This is a genomic window from Aliiglaciecola sp. 3_MG-2023 (assembly GCF_030548205.1).
In the GTDB taxonomy this organism is placed as follows: domain Bacteria; phylum Pseudomonadota; class Gammaproteobacteria; order Enterobacterales; family Alteromonadaceae; genus Aliiglaciecola.
The window spans coordinates 89,510-105,618 of the sequence record NZ_JAUORV010000004.1 but is presented as its reverse complement, the minus strand read 5'-3'; the positions used below and the strand labels follow the sequence as shown (position 1 = coordinate 105,618).

The following is a 16,109-nucleotide window of genomic DNA, read 5'->3' as shown; positions in this document are numbered from 1 at the left end:
TATTGCTTAGAGTACTTTTCAGACATAAAGAAGGCCTCGAATATAGAGGCCTTTTTTAATCTTTAATTTAAAGTTGTTTAAACCCTACTAATTAGCCATAAAGTACACGGTTCACTTTATTTTCTAATAACTCTTGCTGTCCGCTAACGTGTTTTGGTGCAAGGGAATTATCTAGCGTAAACTTGGCTAAAGATTGCAACGAATGTTCACCGCTGATAATGCCTTTACCCAGGTCTTTGTTCCAACCGGCATAGCGCTCTTTTACTTTAGCTGCCAAGAAATCATTGTTAATGATCTCTGCGGCTTTTTTCAAACCTAGGGCCATATGATCCATACCACCTATATGTCCATGGAATAAGTCCGTAGGATCAGAACTTTGTCTACGTAGCTTGGTATCGAAGTTTAGACCGCCTGTGGTAAAGCCCCCAGCCTTAAGTACCTCATACATAATGAGTGACAATTCTTCCACTGCATTTGGGAACTGATCGGTATCCCATCCGTTTTGCGCATCACCGCGGTTTGCATCTATGCTTCCAAAGATACCTAAAGATACAGCGGTCGCAATTTCATGGTGGAATGAGTGGCCAGCCAAAGTTGCATGGTTGGCTTCAATATTCATTTTAAATTCTTGCTCTAAACCGTACTGTTTTAAGAAACCATATACGGTGGCACTGTCATAATCGTACTGATGTTTGGTGGGTTCCTGAGGCTTAGGTTCAATCAGCAAGGTGCCTTTAAATCCAATTTTATGTTTGTGTTCGACAACCATTTGCATAAAGCGAGCTAGTTGCTCTCGTTCTTGACGCAAATCAGTATTCAATAGGGTTTCATAGCCCTCACGACCTCCCCATAACACGTAGTTTTCACCACCAAGGCGTTTGGTTGCATTCATTGCATGAAATACTTGGGTAGCGCCGTAAGAAAACACCTCTGGATTGGGGTTAGTCGCACCACCGGCAGCATATCTTGGGTTACTAAACAAGTTGGCAGTACCCCAAAGTAGCTTCACCCCAGACTCTTCTTGTTTGGCTTCTAACACATCAACCATCTGCGCAAAATTTTCAGTGTATTCTTTGATTGAGTTACCTTCTGGGGAAACGTCTACATCGTGGAAGCAATAAAACGGGATGTTTAATTTATTAAAAAACTCAAACGCCACATCCGCTTTTTGTTTTGCCCGTTGCATAGGATCACCGGGTTTCAACCATGGACGACCAAAGGTGCCTTGACCAAATACATCAGCCCCATCCCAACAAAAATTATGCCAGTAACACGCTGCAAAACGCAGGTGCTCTTTCATGCTTTTTCCTAAAATGATTTGCTCTGGGTTGTAATGATGAAACGCCAATGGATTATCTGAATCCACTCCTTCATATTGGATTTTTTCAATGTTTTCGAAATATTGGGACATCTTGGTCTCCTGCTACAAATGAATGATTGCTGTAAATATAAAATGAATAGTGAGTGTTTATTGCCAAGCTAACAATTACGTTTTGTGCTTAGACTCTTGTGCTTTTTGTTCAATGTCAGTTGAACAAGCCTAATGCACGAACAGATTTAAAATAGCTCCTTTATCGCTGGGTATAACTTCTTGAATTTGTCTCGGCGAGATCTATAAATGGCCACCTTGTGAGAATTCGGGTAATGAATTTCTACAATCTCAGGTTCCGGACACACATCATCTAAGGTGAGTTCCCTGTGGATGGCCATTTTGGCGAGTCTTGCTGCACCTAAAGCTGGACCCACGTCGCCGCCTTTGCGAAAGGTAATTTTTGTATTTAAAACATCGGCTAGCAATTGGCGCCAATAGGGGCTTTTGGCGCCACCGCCAATTAATGTGATCTCAGTAGCCTGAGCACCTGAGTCGTGGACAGCATCTAGGCCATCGGCGAACGCAAAACTGACGCCCTCCATAATGGCATGGGTAAAACAAGCTTGATCACTTTCATTGGTTATCCCAAAAAAGTTACCCTGGGCATGAGGGTTGTTGTGGGGCGTTCTTTCTCCGCTTAAATAGGGAAGAAAAATAGGAGCTTGCTTGATATCCAAAGTGGCGGATTTGGATGCTAATTCTTCTAAAAGATCGGAAACGTTCGACTTTACTACGTCTTCGGCAAACCATTGTAAACAATTCGCTGCGCTCAACATTACTGACATTAAATGCCAAGTATTAGGGACTGCGTGACAGAAACTGTGCACCGCCTTTTGAGGGTTGGCTTTAAACCCCTCAGAAACGAGAAAATAAACACCTGAAGTACCTAATGAAATCATGGCTTGGCCGGGGCTAACTAACCCCACGCCAATTGCGCCGGCAGCATTATCACCACCGCCAGCAATAACGGGTACTGATTGCATATTCCAACGCTTAGCTAAATGTTCATCTAGCTGACCACTTATTTCGTTACCTTCCAATAACGTCGGCATATGCTCTTTGGTTAAGCCGCATGCCGATAACATATCACTGTGCCAGTCTCGAGCTTCAACATCTAGCCACATGGTACCCGCTGCGTCTGACATGTCGGTGGCAAAACTGCCAGTTAATAGGAAGCGCAAATAGTCTTTAGGTAACAGCACCTTGGCAATTTTTGCAAAGTTATCAGGTTCATTTTGTTTTACCCATAGTACTTTGGGCGCGGTAAAGCCGGGCATCACTAAATTACCGGTAATTTGGTGACAATTTGCTACTTTTTGTTCCAGTTCTTCGCATTGGGCTTGGCTGCGTCCGTCATTCCATAAAATGGCGGGGCGAATAACGTTATTTTCGCTGTCTAACAGGGTCGCACCGTGCATTTGCCCCGATAAACCAATACTTTTGACTTGCTGCATCTGGTTTCGCTTGGCCAGTTTTTGCATCACAGTGTCACATGCGGCCCACCAGTGCTGCGGATCTTGTTCTGACCAAAGTGGGTTTGGACGAGAAACCTGCAGGGCCTCTGTTTCGCTGTCTACAATATTGCCAGCCTCGTCCATTACTATAATTTTTATGCCTGAAGTGCCTAAATCAACGCCAAGGTACATGTTGCTCTCAGTCTGTGAAAAATGTCTGTGCATCTTTTACGAGAGGGCGTTTTGTATCAATTATGTTATTTAATTATTAAATTTCGTAATTTCTTGTCTAGGTTCTTTTTACTAAGTTTGGTATTACTATACGCCCACTTAACAAAAACGTAATTACACAAAAGTGTCTATGAGGTGTTGCATGTTCAAGGCAAAGCACAGTATTTCGTTACTTTTCAATGCAAACAAAGTGTATGATCGCCAAGTAATTGAAGGTATTGGGCACTATTTACAATCTTCTAAAGTCGATTGGGATGTGTATTTAGAAGAAGACTTTTTAGCCCGAATAGATAACATTAATGATTGGGTTGGAGATGGCATCATCGCTGACTTTGACTCGCCATCTATTCAACATGCAGTCGAAAATATTGACCTTCCCGTTATTGGCGTAGGAGGATCTTATGAAAATCTGGATGACTACCCCAATGTTCCCTATGTGGCCACCGACAATTTGGCGGTAGTGAAATGCGCTTACGAACATCTCAAACAGAAAGGCTTAGAACGTTTCGCTTTTTATGGATTTCCACCAGATGAAAATCATCGCTGGGCCACCGAGCGTGAAAAAGCGATTATCAAACTATGTAAAGAAGATGGCTACGATTGTGCCGTGTACCGAGGCCATCCAACACGTCCTGAAACTTGGCAATATTCAATGAATCGATTGTCCGATTGGTTGCAAAGTTTGCCAAACCCCGTTGGAGTTATTTCTGTTACCGATGCCCGAGCTCGTCATTTGCTGCAAGCCTGTGATCACACAGGTAAACTAGTACCTGATCAAATTTCTATTGTCGGTATTGATGATGACGATATTGCCCGAAATTTAAGCCGGATAAGTTTAAGTTCAGTGACTCAAGGTGGTTTCGATATGGGTTTTCAAGCTGCCAAGTTACTCCATCGCCGGCTTGAAAACCCCAATCTAAAAAATAAAATTGTGACAGTTCCGCCCATTGGCGTTGCGCAACGACAATCAACAGACTTTAAAGCTTTAAAAGACCCCCATGTGATTCAGGCCATGCATTTTATTCGTCAAAATGCCTGTAAAGGCATAAAAGTAGAGCAAGTATTAGATTATGTTGGGATTTCTCGTTCCAACCTTGAGTCCCGCTTTTATGAAGAGAGAGGACACAGCATTCATAATGAGATTCACAATGAGAAACTCTCAAAAGCGTGCAGTATGCTTACCTCTAGTGATAACCAAACATCTGAGATAGCCTTGATGTGTGGTTATCCGTCATTGCAATATATGTACGCGGTGTTTCGCAAACACTTTGATCAAACACCCAAAGAATACCGTGACCAACATTTACAGCAAAGCGAGAGTTAATTTTTTAACGCCCCCTTAGAGGCATAAACTTTAGAAATTAAAAATATTGCTACACCGCCGATTATACCTGGAGCGAACCAGAATATAATTTGTGCGTCGCCAAGGTTTGCAAACAACTTTCCGCCGCCAAAGGCAGTAAGAACGGTAAGAGCAATAATTCCTAATGTGATTGCTGAGTTTCGATGCTTGGTGATTGTTGGCTTCAGACTATGTATTCGCTTCATGGAAAAAACCAGTATAATAATACCCATTAGTACACTTAAAATGCTAAAAATGATTTGTAAACTTACAATGAAACGTTGCGGTTCGATGGTCGTTGATAGTATTTTTTCATCAATCAGCATAGGAAAGTATAAAGTCATAAATGCCATGAGAGCAACCGAACAGACTAGCGAGTATATGGTTGCAGCAAAATAATCACCAAGCTTTTTATGCTTGAGCTTACCTTTTTGGGCTTTGAACGGGAGCCAGAATAGAATAAAAGCCAAGGTTCCTATAATAAATGGTGCAATGAATAAACTAGCAAGCAAGATTGTCATTTTTCTCTCCAATAATTCACTATATTAAATTCAAAAAATAATTAAGTTTATCGCTGTGATTTGAGTCCAGTTTAAGTATTCTAGAGATAATGTTTAGTGCCAAAAGTCACTATATAAAACGTGACTTTTGGCCTATAGCGTTCAATTCTAAAATTGTTCATACTTGATCTTCTCGCAGTGTCAGTTGCTGGCATATGGTCAATTTTATCTTGGGTCTTAAATGCAATATGTGAAAAGCTTGTTTAGAAAAGAAAATCTCTCAGCTATTTTCCCCTGGGCGGTAGTGAGCGCCATAGCGTTGTCTTTGATGGTGAGCTCAGATAGCTACTCTGGGCAAAAAGTAGCTGCGGCCGGATGTGCATTGCTCGTTTACATTGTGTTCTTTTTGCTTGTCATATCAGATCACGAATATCGCAATAACTTGCAAACCCGACTGATATTTATTGCCATTCAATATGCAGCTATTATGATCTTGGGCTTCCTTACTCCTTTCACCTTTCTGGCGATTCTTGTCACCATTTGGAGTGCGCAATTACCTTATTTCATGCCATTTAAACAAACACTTTTTTCCTCTCCCATATGGACAGCACCATTTTGGCTGGTTATGCATTTTTATTGGCAAATAGATTCTGCAATAATATCCACGCTACTATTTTGGACATTCAATATTTTTGCCCTTGTGATGGTGAACGCAAATATTAAAGAAAAGCGTGCAACCGAGCAGGCGATGGAGCTTAATCGCGAACTAATGGCCACACAAACTTTATTGGGGGAAGCATCTAAGCAAGCCGAAAGAGTCAGAATTGCGCGTAACATACATGATTTATTGGGGCATCATTTAACGGCATTAACCATTAATTTGCAGGTAGCGTCGCGGATTTCCGATGGAGAAGTGCAGTCTCAAATTCAACAATGTCATGATTTAGCAAAGTTATTATTAAGTGATGTACGCGAAGCTGTCTCTGAAATTCGGGAAAAGTCTCATATTGAATTGAATCAAGCGCTGCATGCATTGTTGGACAATGTGCCTAATTTACGTATTTCTCTCAATATTGAAACAAATTTAACTATCTCAGATGTGGATGTAGCTGAAACGATACTCCGTTGTGTCCAAGAATCTGTGACCAATACTTTACGGCATAGCCATGCCAAAAATTTCAATATTCAGCTTAGCCATAAAGATGATTCTATATTGCTTCGAATGCAAGACGACGGGAGTCGAGTTAAACAAAATGACATTCAAGAAGGCAATGGGTTGACTGGTATGCGAGAAAGAGTCGCTCACTTAGGGGGTACGCTTGATGCCAAACTAACCCCCATAGGGTTTCATACCCAAATTGAATTACCGGAGTTAACATGAGTATTAATGTCATGGTCGTTGACGATCAAACCTTGGTTCGGGAAGGGATAAAAAGCTTGTTATCTTTAGCCCCTGAAATCAACATTGTTGCTGAAGCCGCAGATGGAAAAAGTGCATTGGAAGTGATTTCAACGCAAAAACCAGATGTTGTATTAATGGATATTCGCATGCCAGTAATGAATGGGATTGAAGCGGTGGAGGCCCTTAATCAATGTAACGAAGTTAAGAACCCACCGGTTATTATGTTGACAACTTTTGATGATCATCAACTTGTTATTCAAGCCATTCAGGCCGGAGCAAAGGGCTTTTTATTGAAGGATGTGTCTTTAGAAACCTTAGTTGATGCCATTGCTAAAGTACACGCGGGAGAGACCTTAATTCAACCTAGTATTACCCAGCGTGTGGTCAAAACTTTGCAAGATAAGCAGAGCACGTTTGAAAGCTCCGATATCCCCATCCCTCTAAGTGCCAAGGAAGTTGAAATATTGCGTTTAATCGCAGCGGGATGCAGTAATCGTGAAATATCCGAAGTCGTATTTAAATCGGAAGGAACAGTTAAGAATCAAGTCTCAAACGTATTAGAAAAACTTGGAGTACGAGATCGCACTCGTGCTGTGCTAAAAGCTATCGAGCTCGGGTTCATCTAAAGCGACAGGAAAAACAACGGTAAACTCGACACCTTTTCCTATTTTTGATTTACATTCAATATGTCCGGCCAAGACTTTGACCACAATGTCGTAACAAATATGCATGCCTAACCCCGAACCGCCGTTTTGTCGTGCACTGGTAAAAAATGGTTTGTATAAATTTTCCAGTGTATGCTCAGACATGCCACGGCCATTATCCTTATAAATAATCTTTAACAGCGGGTGGTCAGCAATTTTTTCGTCGATTCTTATTTTGAAAAAGATATGACCAATTTGATGTAATTCAAAAGCATGCTGAACCGAATTCATAATTAAATTAATTAATAATTGACTCAGGGCGCCAGGGTTACTATACACTTCCAAATCAGGATCTATGTCGAAACAAAACTGTTGGTTTGAACGTTTCAATCTAGGTTTTAACGTCAATAAAATCTCATTTACATAACTCATGAGATTAATTTTTCGCACTTCTTGACTGTGTTGATCTAAAGAAAGTTGTTTGAAGGTTTTTATTAGCTGGGTAGAGCGAACTAAATTGCGTTCAATAATATCGACACTTTCTTTGGTTTTGTTAAAAAATGACGTTAACTGTGAACGTTTAAGTTGACCTTCTTTAAAGGATTGAGTGGTTGTGCTGAGAATACTTTGTAAATAAGAAGTCGCCGTTATGGCAACACCTGTTGGGGTGTTTATTTCATGAGTTAAACTCGACATCATGGTTCCCAGAGCCGCCATGTTTTCTAATTCTACCAATTGGTTTTGCACTTCGTTGCGCTGTTCTAACGCCTTTTTCAACATTTTATTGGCGTTGGTCAATTCCTCAGTGCGTGCTTCTACGCGTCTTTCCAGCTCAGCATTTGTTTCTTCCAGCTGTTGAATATTATTCGCCCGTTCAAGAATAATCGACACAATTTGAGATTCGTAGATCAACGAATCAATATCGTCTTGCTCAGGAGCTCCACAAGTGGATAAATACATGGAAAAGGTGCCTAACACTTCACTACTTGGCGAAATTATTGGCTGCGACCAACAAGCGCGTATACCGCATGCTAATGCTGTATCGCGTATTTTGAGCCAATGGGGATCTTGAGTAATATCTTCAGTTACGGTGAGTTCTCTGTTAGCAATTGCAAATGCACAGGTGGTAGAGGGGGGAATCACTCTTTGATTTTGTAATGCATCCAAAAGGAGTGTTGGAAGGCTTGGGGATACAAAAGGGCTGAGGGCAAAGCCTGTTTTATCCATCAAGTTTATTGAACACTTTAGCCCCGAGGTTGCCGATTCAAGGCTAGCAATAATCTCCCTTAAAACAATTTCTAGTGGTTCCCCATTTACTAACATGGACAGTGCGTTTATACGACCAGATTCAATGGCATTATGGCGTTTAAGATGCGTGTAATTGTTCTTACCTTGAGTATTCATGGCATTAAGAGATTTCATGGTTTGGGTAGCCAAGTTGATGATTTATTGCGCCCACTACACCTCAATGTAGCACGAAAATAGCCCATGTCTACGCAAAATTTCTTGTCTACAAATCACCATGTATAGCTTGCAACGCTGCTATTGCTGCAATGGCCGCAGTTTCAGTTCGTAATATCCGAGGACCCATTTGTACAGTTTGAAATCCAACTTGTTCAGTGGCATACACTTCTGGCTCACTAAAACCACCTTCAGGACCAATAAGCAATCTAACACCACTGGCTGGGATCGTGAGATGTTTAATACTCTTTTCTGCTTTAGGATGTAATGTTAACCGAAGATCAGAGGTGGATTGTTTTGTCCATTCATGAATAGAAGTACAAGGGTGCAGCGTTGGAATTTGGTTCCTGCCACACTGCTCACAAGCTGAAATAATGAGTTTTTGCCATTGTTGACACTTTTTCTGCCAGCGTTCAGGTGATAATTTAACGCCACATCGCTCAGTGATAAGTGGCGTAATTTCGGTAACACCTAATTCAACCGCTTTTTGAATGGCCAAATCCATTCTATCGCCCCGGGATACACCTTGACCAAGATGAACTTTTAGGCTGGACTCTACGTTAATCGATAACTTTGCATCCACTAATACACTCACTTGACGCTTTTTGGCAGTGACTAGTTCGGCACTATATTCATTACCATCGCCGTTAAACAATACTAAAGGGTGTCCTTCATTGAGGCGAAGTACGTTAGCAATATGGTTGGCAGCATCGGTTGTGAGATCAATTGTCTGATCAACTATGAGTAAATCTGGGTGATAAATTCTTGGAATTCGCATGTTATTTAAATTGGCAGGTTACAATTTGCTACATGGTATATGAAGTAAAAGGTATCTCAACTAAAGAATTTTGCAAATTGGCTGCACCAGTAACGCATTTACATCAATGCACCAAGGTGACTACAGCATAAACGTTTACGATATCTGAACATCAAACGCGGTGTTTCATGTGACCGCGCTTGATGCAAATGATGATATTAAAATTAGTTTATTTTAGTTTGCGTTTAATGTTTTAGTTGACGTCATTCCATCGTGAGGCGCATCAATAGATTCATACTGGCTATTCACCGATGCATCTTTTCGGGCAAACGCAGTATTTTCGCCAGTGTCTTTAGCAAGGCAAAAGACTAATAGAATGACCAAACTAACGAAGATAAGAGAGAGAATTAACATTTTCAATTCCTTTAAAAATATTACGGTTTCCCTGAAATTAGGGGCCAATAGCATAGCACTTCTAAAACACAAAGTAGAGTCAAATGTGTTCAAAAAAACAACATTTATAAAACTCTAACAAATTCAAATGTTTGTAATAAATCAAACTTTTTAAAAGAAGACTAACTACCTGTTCGTAATAATAAACAGTGATAAAAACTTTGTTTTAATACAAAATTAAATGAATAAAATCCGAAAAACTAACTGCGTTATTTCTAAAATTAGATTCTTGATATTGATTGTGACCGCGCTTAATTTACGAAATGTAAACTAACCTAGGTTTCTGACAATTCAATGACATATACTTTAAAACATCGAAAATAATAAACGAATTCAACTTTAGTCTATGGCGCTAAATTGCGACATATACATTAGTCTAATTTGCAAAAAAAAGAGTGCATAAAGTCTTGTTTCCTTTATTATTTCACCGTCCAACTAATTACCAAGTAGTGATGTTAGCTAATTAAATGAAAAGGCTTTCTTTTTGGTGAAGGACTATCGCTATATCAAGAATTAAAAAATGTTTGGGAGAAACAAAATGCTTGAAGATATAAATGTTGCAGAGTTAGTTGAAACTTATGTAATTCCATGGGGACTGAACATACTGTTCGCGGTAATCATCTACATTATCGGTAAAATAGTCGTCGGAATTCTTGTCAATTTATTTGGCAAGGTAATGGCTCGTTCTAAATATGACGACATGTTAGTGGACTTTTTAAAGGCCATTGTGAATGCGGTCTTAATGTTGTTCGTTATTGTCGCTTCATTAGATCAGCTAGGTGTGGATACAACATCCTTAGTCGCTATTTTAGGTGCTGCCGGTTTGGCAATCGGTTTGTCTCTTCAAGGCTCTTTACAGAACTTTGCAGCTGGCGTTATGTTGCTTGTATTTCGTCCGTTTACCCGCGGCAACTTCATTGAAGCTGCAGGTACTGCAGGTGTCGTAAAAGATATCACCATTTTTACAACGGTAATGACAACACCAGATAACAAAGAAATTATCGTTCCAAATGGCGCTATATATAGTGGCAACATTGTAAACGTATCAGCAAAAGAAACTCGTCGAGTGGATATGGTTGTTGGTATTGGTTATGACGCTGATCTTAAGAAAGCCAAAGAAGTATTGCTTGAAATGGTTAATGCTGATGAACGCATTCTAAAAGATCCTGCGCCTACTGTTGCAGTTTCAGAACTGGCAGATAGCAGCGTGAACTTCATTGTTCGTCCTTGGGTTGCTTCTGCTGACTACTGGGCTGTTAAATTTGACTTCACTGAAGCGGTTAAACTTCGTTTTGACCAAGAAGGCATTAGCATTCCATTCCCACAAATGGATGTTCACTTGCATAAAACTGAAGAATCATAATCTTTTATGATTGTAAGAAAATGCCGCATTAGCGGCATTTTTTTTATCTAGAAATCGTGTGTTAGAGGCGTTTACATCGTACAGTTTGGTTTATCAGTTGCTTGTGCTGCCAATGATAGCGCTGCAGACATATTTGCAGTTAAGGTTTCAATTCGCGTGGCAGGAGAGGGGTGAGTCGACATAAACTCAGAGGTTCTTTGTCCTTCACTTGCTTTGTCCATATTTTTCCAAAGCGCTATGGATTGTGTCGGATCGAATCCAGCTCTGGCCATTAATTCTAATCCTATCAGATCCGCCTCAGTCTCGTGGGTTCGGCTAAAGGGTAACTGCACACCAACCTGCACACCTAAACCAATACCTGCCATGATCATATTGCTGTTTGCTACCTGATTCGCATTGAGGATTTGATTGGTTGCTTCTAAACCAATACCAATAAGAGCTGAATTCGACATTCTTTCGTTTCCGTGTTCTGCAATCACATGCCCAACTTCGTGTCCAATAACGGCAGCCAACTGATCTTGGTTTTGCGCAACATTGAGTAACCCAGTATATACGCCTATTTTGCCACCAGGTAATGCAAACGCATTTACTTGATCATCTTCGAACACGACCAACTCCCATTGACCATCAAATACACTATTGGGTACATGTTTGGTAATAAAGCTGGCTACACAAGAAACATATTGGTTATCTACTCCTTGTTGGGATACTTTCTGCTCTAACTTCATGCCATCAAATGCTTGCGCACCCATATTGGCTAATTGATCTTTAGAGTAAAGTTTTAATTGCGATCTTCCGGTTGGCGAAGTGGAACAACTGGTTAGAAAAATTGCACTAATAGCAATTGCAATCGATGATTTGGTGATACTTTTTAACATAAATTATTTCCGATTTGCTGCTAACTATATCCGTTCTTTATTGTTAAGCTTAAATTCAGTTTTAGATCAGTATGCTAGAATAATTACTTAACAAGATATTTATCCTTAAAGATATTTGTCCGTAAAGATGCTTACCTATGAAAACAATATACATAAAATTAACGGTATTGTGTTTGCTATCTGTACTCTCGTCTTGTGCATCTCATCATACGCGACATATCGAACGCAACCAATTTATCACTGAGTTGTACGCCAACGTCGATCAGATATACGATGTGAAATTTGACTCTCAGGTAGGTGAAGCCGCAGCGACATGGGGGCTTTGGGGAGCGATGAATAATATTTATGGTAGCGATCGACAGATTATTGCTGGCGCATTAATAAGTGCATTTTTTGGTGGCTTACTCATGCAAATAGAAGAAGGTCCAAGCCGTGGGTATGAATACCATTTAACTGCCACTGATGGTGAGTACTTAGTGGTGGTGTTAGATTATTTTCCTGCAGCACAGGGAGATTGTGTGCGAGTACGAATGGCTAATCAGGTGCATGTCACTCTGGCCAACGCAAATTACTGTCAACCTGAAGATTAAACCTTTGTTTCTCTCTACAAACAAAAATAGCGTCTAAGTAGACGCTATTTTTATGTTTTTAAAGGTGATTAGATAGCCGCTTTTAGTTGTTCTGCTTTGTCAGTTGCTTCCCAAGGAAATTCCTCTCGACCAAAGTGACCATAAGCCGCAGTGCCCTGATAGATAGGGCGCTCAAGGTCTAGCATCTTAATTAAGCCATAGGGGCGAAGATCAAAGTTAGCTCTAACTAATTCTGTAAGTTTTTGATCTGTAATCACGCCAGTACCAAAAGTTTCAATACTAATAGATGTGGGTTCGGCCACACCAATGGCATAAGATACTTGGATTTCACATCGCTTGGCTAAACCTGCAGCAACAATATTCTTAGCCACATAGCGACCAGCATAGGCTGCTGAACGATCTACTTTTGAGGGATCTTTTCCAGAGAAACAGCCGCCACCGTGACGAGCCATGCCACCATAGGTATCAACTATAATTTTACGGCCTGTTAAACCACAGTCACCCATAGGGCCACCTATCACAAATCGACCCGTTGGATTAATTAAAAACTTGGTTTTCGCAGACAACCATTTTTCAGGCAGTACAGGTTTGATTATTTCTTCCATTACTGCTTCTTGTAAATCGGCAGTACTGATTGAATCACAGTGTTGAGTAGACAGCACTACTGCATCGATGCCCACTGGTTGATTATCTTCGTAGACAAAAGTGACCTGACTTTTGGCATCGGGGCGCAACCAAGGCAGAGAATTGTTTTTTCTAACCTCAGCCTGGCGTTTAACCAGACGGTGAGAATAGGTAATAGGGGCAGGCATCAGTACATCAGTTTCATCACTGGCATAGCCAAACATCAAGCCTTGGTCTCCGGCACCTTGTTCTTCTGGTCTGCTGCGATCTACCCCTTGATTAATGTCTGGTGACTGCTTTCCAATGGCATTGAGTACTGCGCAGGAATCAGCGTCAAAGCCCATATCGGAATGAGTGTAACCAATCTCGCGAACCGTCTTTCTGGTTAACTCTTCTATATCAACCCATGCTGAAGTGGTTACTTCACCGCCAACCAGAACCATTCCTGTTTTAACAAAGGTCTCGCAAGCTACTCGAGCTTTAGGATCTTGAGTCAAAATGGCGTCCAAGACTGCATCAGAAATTTGATCAGCAATTTTGTCAGGATGCCCCTCAGAAACAGACTCTGAAGTGAAAAGGTGTGATGTCATGTTTTAATCCTATTTTGAATTCGCGTGTTAGATTCGCGCCAAAAGTGGTTTGTTATCGGTAATAGCTACATTTTAATCAATATTTTTAAAAATACCAGTCTTTCCGTCTAGACGTCCAAATGGCTATATGTTCAGAATGCTTTCCACTGCTATATACGTAAAAAAACCGGAAAAGGAATAGAACATAACCAAAAAAAGCATAATCAATAATGAATAAGCGTTGCAGTTCGTCGATGGCTGGTGGAAAATGTTGCACCCAACACGAATACAAGCAAATCAATCAATGTCTTAGCTAAGATAATTAGATGTTGAGCATGCTTTTAGGCACTTATTTATAGCAGGAGACAACATGCCTTCACGTCGAGAACTAGCCAACGCCATTCGCGCTTTATCTATGGATGCAGTACAACAAGCTAATTCAGGCCACCCCGGAGCACCAATGGGAATGGCTGATATTGCGCAAGTATTGTGGAGTGATTTTATGCACCACAACCCAGCTAACCCTAAATGGGCTAACCGTGATAGGTTTGTTCTGTCCAATGGTCATGGTTCGATGTTGATCTATTCATTGTTACATCTAACTGGATATGACTTACCCATTGAAGAATTGAAAAACTTCCGCCAATTGCATTCAAGAACCCCAGGTCACCCAGAGTATGGTTATGCTCCCGGTGTTGAAACCACTACTGGCCCTTTAGGCCAAGGTATCAGTAACGCTGTGGGTATGGCAATTGCTGAGAAAATGTTAGCAGCCCAATTTAATCAACCTGAATTTGATATCGTTGATCACTTTACTTATTGCTTTCTAGGTGATGGTTGTTTGATGGAAGGCATTTCCCATGAAACCTGTTCGCTTGCTGGTACTTTAGGTTTAGGTAAGTTGATCGCTTTTTGGGATGATAACGGTATTTCCATTGACGGCGAAGTAGAAGGTTGGTTTACGGATGATACGCCAGCTCGTTTTGAATCATACGGGTGGCAGGTTATTGCTGATGTAGATGGTCATGATCCTGTTGCAATCAAGGCGGCGATTGAAGCTGCTAAAGCTGAAACGACAAAACCCACCATGATTTGCTGTAAGACGGTAATAGGATTTGGTTCTCCGAATAAATCAGGTAGCCACGATAGTCATGGTTCACCTTTAGGTCTTGACGAAGTTGAAGCAACTCGTAAAGAACTTAACTGGAATCATGCTCCTTTTGTTATTCCTGAAGATATTTATGCCCAATGGGATGCTAAACAAAGTGGACTTGAACTAGAGCAACAGTGGAATGATACGTTCGCGCAGTACGCAGACGCGCATCCGGAGTTGGCTAGTGAGTTTACCCGTCGTCTTAACGGTGAGTTACCCGCAGATTTTAGCGAAAAAGCCGCAGCGTATATTAAGCAGACTCAAGAAAAATCTGAAAATGTGGCCAGTCGTAAGTCTTCGCAAAATGCCATTGAAGCTTTTGCAAGTTTATTGCCAGAAGTGGTAGGTGGTTCCGCTGATTTAGCGGGTTCCAACTTGACTCTATGGTCCGGTTCAAAAGGCATTACCGCAGATGATGCTAGCGGCAACTATATTTTCTACGGTGTGCGTGAATTTGGTATGAGCGCAATCATGAACGGTATTGGGCTGCATGGTGGTTTTAGAACCTACGGTGCTACTTTCCTTATGTTTATGGAATATGCCCGCAATGCTGTGCGTATGTCTGCGTTGATGGGAGTTCCGAATATTTTTGTTTACACCCATGACTCAATTGGTCAAGGTGAAGATGGCCCAACCCATCAGCCTATTGAACAAGTTGCCAATTTGCGTATGACGCCAAACCTGACCACCTGGAGACCTTGTGATGGGGCTGAAACGGCAGTGGCTTGGAAAGCGTCGATAGAACGCACTGATGGCCCAAGTGCCCTAGTATTCAGTCGTCAAGGTTTGCCTGCACAAGCCCGCAATGAGCAGCAATTAGCTGATATTGCGAAAGGTGGTTATGTTTTACTTGATTGCGATGGAACACCTGAGATCATCCTAATTGCAACCGGCTCTGAAATGGCAATCACTGTTGAAGCAGCAGCAAAATTGACGGCTCAAGGCAAGGCTGTGCGAGTGGTTTCCATGCCAAGTACTAATGTATTTGATGCGCAAGATGCAGACTATCGTGAGTCAGTATTACCCCGTAGCGTAACAAAACGAGTGGCTGTTGAAGCTGCCCACGTTGATTTTTGGTACAAATACGTTGGATTTGATGGCAAAGTTGTTGGTATGACAACGTTTGGTGAGTCAGCTCCAGGTGGTGCCTTGCTAAAATACTTTGGTTTTACCGCAGACGCGATTGTCGAAACGGCTAACTCACTGTAATTGATGGCAATAAACTAGGATGACTCATATCCGATTTGATAAGAGTTATCCTATGACTAAAGAAGAACACACTCTCTTTAGAGTGTGTTCGTTTATGTATTAAGAGT

14 protein-coding genes are annotated in these 16,109 nt (G+C 41.1%); 6 read left to right on the top strand and 8 right to left on the bottom strand.

Annotation, left to right across the window (positions count from 1 at the left end):
- Positions 1–91 precede the first annotated feature (91 nt).
- On the bottom strand, positions 92–1,411 hold the full coding sequence (gene xylA, locus Q4574_RS05755) for a xylose isomerase (RefSeq protein WP_303472490.1): 1,320 nt from the start codon (positions 1,409–1,411) through the stop codon (positions 92–94).
- 146 nt (positions 1,412–1,557) lie between these two features.
- Positions 1,558–3,018, bottom strand: a complete 1,461-nt coding sequence (xylB, locus tag Q4574_RS05750) for a xylulokinase (RefSeq protein WP_303472488.1) — start codon at positions 3,016–3,018, stop codon at positions 1,558–1,560.
- A gap of 181 nt (positions 3,019–3,199) precedes the next feature.
- On the opposite strand from xylB, the gene Q4574_RS05745 reads away from it, so the two are divergent.
- Positions 3,200–4,381: a DNA-binding transcriptional regulator gene (locus tag Q4574_RS05745; RefSeq protein WP_303472486.1), complete on the top strand. Its 1,182-nt coding sequence runs from the start codon at positions 3,200–3,202 to the stop codon at positions 4,379–4,381.
- Here the strand turns inward: Q4574_RS05745 and Q4574_RS05740 are convergent.
- Positions 4,378–4,920, bottom strand: coding sequence for a hypothetical protein (locus Q4574_RS05740; RefSeq protein WP_303472484.1), 543 nt, complete (start codon positions 4,918–4,920; stop codon positions 4,378–4,380). The two genes, Q4574_RS05745 and Q4574_RS05740, sit on opposite strands and share 4 nt — an antisense overlap.
- A 220-nt stretch (positions 4,921–5,140) precedes the next feature.
- Here Q4574_RS05740 and Q4574_RS05735 point away from each other — a divergent pair, with 220 nt between their 5' ends.
- On the top strand, positions 5,141–6,280 hold the full coding sequence (locus Q4574_RS05735) for a sensor histidine kinase (RefSeq protein WP_303472482.1): 1,140 nt from the start codon (positions 5,141–5,143) through the stop codon (positions 6,278–6,280).
- The gene (locus tag Q4574_RS05730) at positions 6,277–6,927 is read left to right on the top strand and encodes a response regulator transcription factor (RefSeq protein ID WP_303472481.1); all 651 of its coding nucleotides are present in this window, start codon (positions 6,277–6,279) and stop codon (positions 6,925–6,927) included. Before Q4574_RS05735 ends, Q4574_RS05730 begins: the two co-directional genes overlap by 4 nt.
- On the opposite strand, the gene Q4574_RS05725 is transcribed toward Q4574_RS05730, so the two are convergent.
- From Q4574_RS05725 to Q4574_RS05715, 3 genes are all read right to left on the bottom strand, one after another.
- The gene (locus Q4574_RS05725) at positions 6,898–8,367 is read right to left on the bottom strand and encodes a GAF domain-containing sensor histidine kinase (RefSeq protein WP_303472478.1); all 1,470 of its coding nucleotides are present in this window, start codon (positions 8,365–8,367) and stop codon (positions 6,898–6,900) included. The two genes, Q4574_RS05730 and Q4574_RS05725, sit on opposite strands and share 30 nt — an antisense overlap.
- Positions 8,368–8,455: 88 nt before the next feature.
- Positions 8,456–9,184 (bottom strand): 16S rRNA (uracil(1498)-N(3))-methyltransferase, encoded by a 729-nt coding sequence (locus Q4574_RS05720; RefSeq protein ID WP_303472476.1) that lies wholly within the window; start codon positions 9,182–9,184, stop codon positions 8,456–8,458.
- A 213-nt stretch (positions 9,185–9,397) separates the two neighbouring features.
- Positions 9,398–9,577, bottom strand: coding sequence for a hypothetical protein (locus Q4574_RS05715; RefSeq protein ID WP_303472474.1), 180 nt, complete (start codon positions 9,575–9,577; stop codon positions 9,398–9,400).
- A gap of 577 nt (positions 9,578–10,154) precedes the next feature.
- Between Q4574_RS05715 and Q4574_RS05710 the strand changes: the two genes are divergently transcribed.
- A complete protein-coding gene (locus tag Q4574_RS05710; protein WP_303472472.1) occupies positions 10,155–10,979 on the top strand; it encodes a mechanosensitive ion channel family protein in 825 nt (274 codons plus the stop codon).
- 71 nt (positions 10,980–11,050) lie between these two features.
- Here the strand turns inward: Q4574_RS05710 and Q4574_RS05705 are convergent, their stop codons facing one another.
- Entirely contained in the window at positions 11,051–11,857 is an 807-nt protein-coding gene (locus Q4574_RS05705) for a M48 family metallopeptidase (RefSeq protein WP_303472470.1), read from the bottom strand.
- Positions 11,858–11,994: 137 nt separating this feature from the next.
- Here Q4574_RS05705 and Q4574_RS05700 point away from each other — a divergent pair, with 137 nt between their 5' ends.
- Complete coding sequence (locus Q4574_RS05700; protein WP_303472468.1) at positions 11,995–12,447, top strand: hypothetical protein; 453 nt, start codon at positions 11,995–11,997, stop codon at positions 12,445–12,447.
- A gap of 68 nt (positions 12,448–12,515) precedes the next feature.
- On the opposite strand, the gene metK is transcribed toward Q4574_RS05700, so the two are convergent.
- Complete coding sequence (metK, locus tag Q4574_RS05695; RefSeq protein ID WP_303472466.1) at positions 12,516–13,661, bottom strand: methionine adenosyltransferase; 1,146 nt, start codon at positions 13,659–13,661, stop codon at positions 12,516–12,518.
- Between the two features lie 349 nt (positions 13,662–14,010).
- On the opposite strand from metK, the gene tkt reads away from it, so the two are divergent.
- The gene (tkt, locus tag Q4574_RS05690) at positions 14,011–16,002 is read left to right on the top strand and encodes a transketolase (protein WP_303472464.1); all 1,992 of its coding nucleotides are present in this window, start codon (positions 14,011–14,013) and stop codon (positions 16,000–16,002) included.
- Positions 16,003–16,109: the final 107 nt, after the last annotated feature.

Excerpts from the sequence above, each read along its gene's own strand:
- tkt (WP_303472464.1), top strand. The coding sequence starts at position 14,011 with ATGCCTTCACGTCGAGAACTAGCCAACGCCATTCGCGCTTTATCTATG.
- Q4574_RS05715 (WP_303472474.1), bottom strand. The coding sequence starts at position 9,577 with ATGTTAATTCTCTCTCTTATCTTCGTTAGTTTGGTCATTCTATTAGTC.
- Q4574_RS05735 (WP_303472482.1), top strand. The coding sequence starts at position 5,141 with ATGCAATATGTGAAAAGCTTGTTTAGAAAAGAAAATCTCTCAGCTATT.
- metK (WP_303472466.1), bottom strand. The coding sequence starts at position 13,661 with ATGACATCACACCTTTTCACTTCAGAGTCTGTTTCTGAGGGGCATCCT.
- Q4574_RS05705 (WP_303472470.1), bottom strand. The coding sequence starts at position 11,857 with ATGTTAAAAAGTATCACCAAATCATCGATTGCAATTGCTATTAGTGCA.
- Q4574_RS05730 (WP_303472481.1), top strand. The coding sequence starts at position 6,277 with ATGAGTATTAATGTCATGGTCGTTGACGATCAAACCTTGGTTCGGGAA.
- Q4574_RS05740 (WP_303472484.1), bottom strand. The coding sequence starts at position 4,920 with ATGACAATCTTGCTTGCTAGTTTATTCATTGCACCATTTATTATAGGA.
- Q4574_RS05745 (WP_303472486.1), top strand. The coding sequence starts at position 3,200 with ATGTTCAAGGCAAAGCACAGTATTTCGTTACTTTTCAATGCAAACAAA.
- Q4574_RS05720 (WP_303472476.1), bottom strand. The coding sequence starts at position 9,184 with ATGCGAATTCCAAGAATTTATCACCCAGATTTACTCATAGTTGATCAG.
- xylA (WP_303472490.1), bottom strand. The coding sequence starts at position 1,411 with ATGTCCCAATATTTCGAAAACATTGAAAAAATCCAATATGAAGGAGTG.
- Q4574_RS05700 (WP_303472468.1), top strand. The coding sequence starts at position 11,995 with ATGAAAACAATATACATAAAATTAACGGTATTGTGTTTGCTATCTGTA.
- Q4574_RS05725 (WP_303472478.1), bottom strand. The coding sequence starts at position 8,367 with ATGAAATCTCTTAATGCCATGAATACTCAAGGTAAGAACAATTACACG.
- xylB (WP_303472488.1), bottom strand. The coding sequence starts at position 3,018 with ATGTACCTTGGCGTTGATTTAGGCACTTCAGGCATAAAAATTATAGTA.
- Q4574_RS05710 (WP_303472472.1), top strand. The coding sequence starts at position 10,155 with ATGCTTGAAGATATAAATGTTGCAGAGTTAGTTGAAACTTATGTAATT.